Genomic DNA, 6,722 nt, shown 5'->3' with positions numbered 1-6,722 from the left:
CCAATAGCCCTCAGTTTGATGAAATAGTCATTCCCATTCCGAATAGTCGACTCAATTTCAAATACCCCTGGCGTACCGATTACAAAAGTCGGGGCCTTACCATCTTTGCTGGTAATCTTAAACTGATAGGTTTCGCTGACAGAGAAGTCGCGTGTTGTGTCGCTGATGTAGGTTTGCTGCAGTTGCTGCTGTGGTTGTAGTTTCGAACTTGTTTCCTGCTTGGAATGGTCTTTAGAGGAATGAGATCCATTGTTATTCTCATCTTCACTTTCAGGTACTAGTGAACTAATTGCATTTTTTAAATTATGGTAAGCAATCGAAATTTCTTCCTGAGAAGCATTACTATCATCTTCAGCGTGCTTTGCTTCATCCAAAGCTGACTGAAGCTTCATCCAGCTCTCTTGTGTATAGTCTTTTTCTAAAAGTTTTTCTACGTTTATAATCAATTCGTTTAGAGAATCCTTATTAATATCCTTTTCACCAATATCTTCCTGATAAGTTTCTCCAGAAATCGTCAGCTCAACTCCTTGGGAAGCCTGGGCGGTTAGGGCTGTGAACTTGGAGTAATCATACTTATCAAGAACAGGAACAGGATTGTCATCTGCATACACCTGGATATGATCATCAAAAAGTTTTACAGCTACACGGTGATTTCCGGAAGAAACCGGGGATTCACCAAGTTCACCTGTAGAATTACTCAGCACTAGATTTCCGTCTTTATATTCGATAATATCGGTGCCACCCCGTACGGAAACGTTTTGCCCTTCTGCAAGCACTGCTTCTACTTTATAATTTTTATTTTCAGGAATTCCTACAGAAGTTAATGTTTGGTCGGGTGGATTTAGAATAACAGTTGGGTTGACAGCATAGCGTCCGTTCGTATCCGTATATATCTGAACACCATTTTTGTTTTTCGCATCAGTTTTTACTTTATACGAAACCTCGATTTTACCTTGACTGGCTGAAATAGCTTTTTTGACTGCTGCAATCTTCTCGGAAGGTACATTAATATTGATTAGATATCCATAATCTTTAGCACTGGTCCCGTTATAGGCAGAGAGTAAACCAATTGTGCCACGGATATCCCTGGGATCATCAGGAATATAAACTGTTTCAATTTCAACGCCGTTTACAAGGATGGTTACATCTGAAGGACGTTCTCCACCTTCAACAGTTTGAGATTTATCAGAATTAACAACGCCGTGATTTTCTGTTGAACCTTTTACAGAAGATACTTCTGCAATAACGCGCATGTTATTTAGCGAATTGATATCGAACGCTTGACTTATCGGATAATTATATGTCACTGTTCCGGTTCCCTTGGCTGCAGTCGTTCCAGAAACAACGCCCCGGATGGCCATGCTGTTGTCACCGAGGAACTCAAGAGCAGGAGTTTCCTTATCATCTGTAACGACAACATTTACAAAATTCTTTGCAATTTTAGTGCCGCCGTCTTCAAGCCAAACGGTAAGAGTGCCAACACATTTTTTAACAGGAAGTTTAAAGTTTATCGTTATGTCTTCCCTTGTATAAGGTCTGTAGGAAATTGGTTTACTGCCACTGATTCCAGTCGAAAAATTATTGCCATAGATATCTGTTGCGTCAAAACGCCATTTTACAACCACCTTATTAGAATCTCTTCCAGACCAGTTTAATGCCGCAATTTTGGCAGAATACTCTGCGCCAGGGGCAAGTTTAGGATTCGGATTGATGTCAACGCCGATATAATCCGGCTGATTGAGGTCGGCCATGCTCATATCGCCACCGTAGGCAATTTCATCATAGCCGAATATTTTATTGCGACGGTCATAGGTACGGAATCCATTGCGTTCATACTCAATATCATACGGTTCTGTATAAATATAGCCGTTAAGTTTTTGATGTAGGCGCAGTGCATCGGTCAGGTATTTAAAGCACCATGAAACATCCAAATCGCCTGAACCACAGCCGACACCGCCGTATTCGCTGTTCAACCATGGTGCACCGTTTTGTGTGTAGCCTTTCAGGAAATTATTGGCTGAACCTGGGTTCGTATTGTTGTCCCGGTTTTGGATGTCATTGTAAGCGTTCTGCCAGTTTGTGTAGAAATGCCAGGTGTTCTGATCCGTAGGCTGAATATGGTCATTGTTGCATGCGCTCATGTCTTCAACCATCAAATTTGGATTAAGCGACTTTGCTTCATTGTAAAGATGCTGAATCCATTCATTGGTCGTCATTCCATCATCCGCTTCGGGCGCATTATGATTGATGCCCCACGTCTCGTTAAACAGGATAATGGCAATGATACTCGGATGATTATAGTCGCGTGTAATTGCGGTTTTCATGCACTGTTCGTAAATCAAACGTCCTGGAGTTTCACTGCCTTCGCTGGTAGCATTAAGTTGGGTGCCCCACGGGATGTCCTGCCAAACAAAACATCCGAGTTTGTCGCACCAGTAATATTCCAGTGGATCCTCAATTTTGATATGTTTACGAATCAGATTGAACCCGCGTTCTTTCAAAGCCTCTATATCGTCTTTCAGAGCCGCTTCATTTGGAGCTGTGTAAATGCCTTCCGGCCAGAAGCCCTGGTCCAGAAGACCCGAAAGAAATACCGGCTTCCCATTTACGTTTACATACTTATAGTTCCTGTCGCCATATTCCTGGGTAGTAACCTGACGAAGGCCAAAGTATGTGTCAACCTGATCCAGAGTGGTTCCTTCGAAATCCTTTACGGTAATGGTACCGTAGTAGAGATTTGGATCGTTTAAATTCCAAAGTTTCGGATCCTGGATATAGATAGGGTCCAGTTTAACTGTATTGGCCCCTTCTTTAAGGCTAATGTCTTGAGAACCCTCAAAATTGGATCCATTCTCAATATCTTTTTCTTGTTTTTCATCCCACTTTTTACCTGTGAAAGCATAGGAAACTGTTACATCCTGGTCAGCATTGCTGACAACGCTAAGATCATAAGTTACCGTGTTTTTTGTCACGTCCGGATTGGCATGCGCATAGTCAAGATAGGTGTTAGTTCGTCCTTCAATGTAAACCGACTGCCATATTCCACTTGTCTGCGTATATCCACACGGCGCGTCATGTCCCTGCTTCCCGATCAAAGCGGGAACGTTTCCTCCCGATGTCGCATTGTCCATGACGCGGAGAGCAATATCGTTTGAACCAGTATTTACATACTTTGTGATATCAAACTCGAATGTGTCATAGCCGCCAGTATGGTCTCCAACTTTCTTTCCATTTACATAAAGCGTACAGTTCCAGTCCACCGCACCGAACTTCATAAAGACTGTTTTGTTTTCACCCAGCCAGCTATCATCTAAATCCATCGTCCTGTGGTACCATGCCTGGCCTAAGTAAGAATCGTCGCCAATTCCACTCTTCTGAGACTCCCATGGAAACGGTACGTTGATTTTGAGTTCATACTCTTTGTCTTCGTACCACTTCTCTGTTGTACCAACAGCATCTTTGTCATACGCAAAATCCCACCAGCCATTGAGGTTCATCCATTTACTGCGTTCCCAGTCAGGGCGAGGGTGTTCTGGCCGGTCTGTTTCCCCAGGCGCTGCAATAATACTGAAGGATTGATCACTTATTGTAATAATTCCCTTTTCTGTTGACAGTTTTACCTTGTACATGCCTGCTGCAAGGGTCGTCGGCAGCTCAAATATAATTTCTTCGGGAGATTTGGAATCTACCTTCGGATACACGGCCGGTTCAAGAGAGGCGCCTCCGGCCGTTATTAGTTCAAGCTTTGAAACTTGATCCAAATTCGTCCCCGTCACCTTAACAGTTCCGTCGAGTCCTTCTTTGCGATCCAGTTGCGCATCGGAAGTGTCGATATTGTCGATAAGGGCTCCTTCAAAATTCTCTGGCAGATAAAAAGCTGTTGAAGGGATCGGCTTTTTCATAATATTTTGATCGTCTTTCCAGCTCAGCATGACATGTTGTCCGCCGGACGCTTCAAAATATTCAATCTTAATGTTATGAGCTTCGCCTTTCTTCATTTCGAACGGTTTTGAAATCTGCTCTTCATCCCATTCATTTACCCAATAGTCAATAATGAGCTTGTCGTCAATCCATACTTTCACTCCATTGTCGCTGTAACTGTAAAAGGTATAGTTACCGTCTTCCGGGGCGGCAATGCGACCGTTCCAGCGGACGCCTACATTATTACTTGCACCAGTTCTTTTGCTCAGTATGCTTTCGAAAGAACTGTCATTCTCAAAATCAATATTCGGATCAATATAGGTACTTTTATAATCTCCAAAAGTATAGCTGTTGTTTTTATCATCGATATCGAAAAGGCAATAGTCTCCAGCAATCCCGTGCTTTCCTAACTCAGGAAATTCCGGATCTTTCGGTTCCTCACTGATTGTCCAAGGGATTTTGCTGATCTGGTCTTCTGTGAGAACGGTCTTGTAGATTCTAACATTATCCACCAGTCCATTAAAGCCCGGATCTGGCCACACCGTATTGCTACCGATGCGCGCGACGAAATTTTTTTCCTCAGCCAACTGACCAAGCGTCGTCGACAAAGTTCCAGATGCAACCTCTCTACCGTCAATGTAAAGTTTGGAATTTCCTTTCGCTGTCTGGGTAAATGCCACCCTTGCCCAACGCCCAACGGGCAGCTTATCGTTAACGCTGGCCTTAACGCGCTCTTCTTCACTGGATTGCTGTCCATAAAGTGTAGCACAGGTGAGCCCGCATTTACCATCCGGAGGCTTATCGCCCTGATTGGCAAGTATCATATAATGCTGCGTGTCACTTCCAGCTGCCAGCAGACCTGTCCACGTTTCACTGCTTATCAGGTAGGTATCCATAACAAGTGTAAAATCGCTTATCCCTGTAAACAGATCTGATGGCAGTTCAATCCCTTGCGCTTTTTCACCGCTGAGATCGCCGTTATCAAGGAAAGCGACATTTCCTCCAGCCTGCGCATTGTTACGGACAATAGCGTTGTTGACAAGCGATGCATCGTTGTTGTTTCCACTTTCGTCATGTACTGCTGTACCTTTGACATCTTCGAAGTTATAATAGGCATCAGGTTTTACGTCATCATCATTGCTTTCATCTTTACTTTCATCTTTTTCTTTCTTGGAGGCTGACACAGCAATTGGCTCAATTGGGCCCGGAGATGTATTTTTTTCCGCTGCCAATGCTTTTGCCGGACTAATCAGCACTGTGCCGGTCAGTAATGATACAGCCAACGCCCAAACCAGAACTTGCTTTTTCATAAAGATTCCTTCTCCTCCTTTAAAGATAATTTTAAAGGGATATAACCCTTTATTCGACCTGGCCGATTCCATATACTTAATTTATGGAATATGTACTAAAATATCTTTCACAATTGAATTGTACAGCATTTTGAATTAATTGTATGTATAATATCCAGCACTTTTGTTTAATATTGAGTTAATTTTTACATATATCTCCAGCATTGGCCGGTAAAAGAATAAATGACCAAATGGTCATCCATTCTTCAAATGTAGTCATGCCACCCGTAAAACGGGTGGCATGAACGAGCCCTAAAAGGGCATAAAACTGCCAGCGCCTAAACGACGCTGGCTTTCACTTTGTACAAGCCGTAGGGGACTGAGTACCGGCTGACCCTTAAAAGGATATTTATATTCCTTTGTTGTAAGTTTGTCTTCTACCTGATCTTGTTTTTCTTGTTCTCTAATATTCTTTGCGATCGTTGCCTCATTGAGCCCCACCGTGCTCACATAATACCCCGTTGACCAGAAATGCTTATTGACGAACTTATCTTTTAAGTAACCCATGAAACTCGAAATATTATATTCTGGTGGAATCAAAAGAAGCAAGGTGAACACGATCCAGCATCATGTGTACTTCGATAATTTCTACATCTTTTCATTTGCACAAATCTCTAATATTTTTTTTGGATATTCGCCCTAAGCTGATTGTATATGAACTTTCTGCGGTATTTTGGCACGAAACAATACGATACATGCACACCCATTACGTGTTTGCGAAATTGTTCGCCATAGAGCATCACCTTTTTACTGCTTTTTGACGTCTTGAACACTCGTCATTATATCAGAAAGGTGATGCCCTTTACTTAAGCTTTTAATCTCACGCGCGTAGCGCGCGGATTTTTGTTTTCCAAACGGCAAGACGTTTGGAAAAACTGCTAAAGCAGACTAAAAGAGAGCGTTGGGGAATTCCTGATCAGATTTTTATGCTTTGTATCTGAAACTGGATTCGTCAACTACCACCAGCTAAAGTCAGTGGCACGCAGGGTAGTGGACAACGGGCAATGTCCACAAACTGCACTTTGCGTAGATAGGGACCGCTCGCTGCATTTGCCGAAGCAAACCCAGTGGAGGCCGTCTAATTACCAGCGCCTCTAACGTCCCCAGGTTGCCAAAGGGATGGGCATTTATAGTCTTTCTATCCATTCCATAACTGAAGTCACGGGAATTCCGGCCCGGATTCATTAAAATTGTGTGACGATCAGTTTGCAATTATATTCTTCTTTATCCATATTGTGCTTTTGAAATATCTGTTCCATAATTAAAGAAAAAGCAGACCGACTTCAGTTCTTCTTCAGCATTATTAGGCGAGGAACCATAGTTTATATGATTTCCGCTTTTCGTCCATCTACAAAGCATGGGGTAACCGCAATTTGTATCACGCTCTACTGTGAAGTAGGCAATTCGTTCTGTCGTTGATTCCCAACAAAGGTAAATCCTATAGCAAAGTAG

2 protein-coding genes and 1 pseudogene are annotated in these 6,722 nt (G+C 42.8%); all 3 read right to left on the bottom strand.

Annotated elements, in window-relative coordinates; all coding sequences use genetic code 11:
- The coding region (locus tag B3B27_RS03305) for a PA14 domain-containing protein (protein WP_286846825.1) at positions 1-5,231 on the bottom strand (5,231 nt) is incomplete at its 3' end.
- A gap of 372 nt (positions 5,232-5,603) precedes the next feature.
- Positions 5,604-5,967, bottom strand: a pseudogene (gene tnpA / locus B3B27_RS03300) (IS200/IS605 family transposase); the annotation flags it as partial.
- A 527-nt stretch (positions 5,968-6,494) separates the two neighbouring features.
- The coding region (locus B3B27_RS03295; RefSeq protein WP_286846823.1) for a hypothetical protein at positions 6,495-6,722 on the bottom strand (228 nt) is incomplete at its 5' end.

This window comes from Proteiniphilum sp. UBA5463, from assembly GCF_002427225.1.
GTDB classification, from domain to species: Bacteria; Bacteroidota; Bacteroidia; order Bacteroidales; family Dysgonomonadaceae; genus Proteiniphilum; species Proteiniphilum propionicum.
Note: the sequence above shows the minus strand (reverse complement) of the source record. Positions and strands in the feature narration are given on the sequence as shown.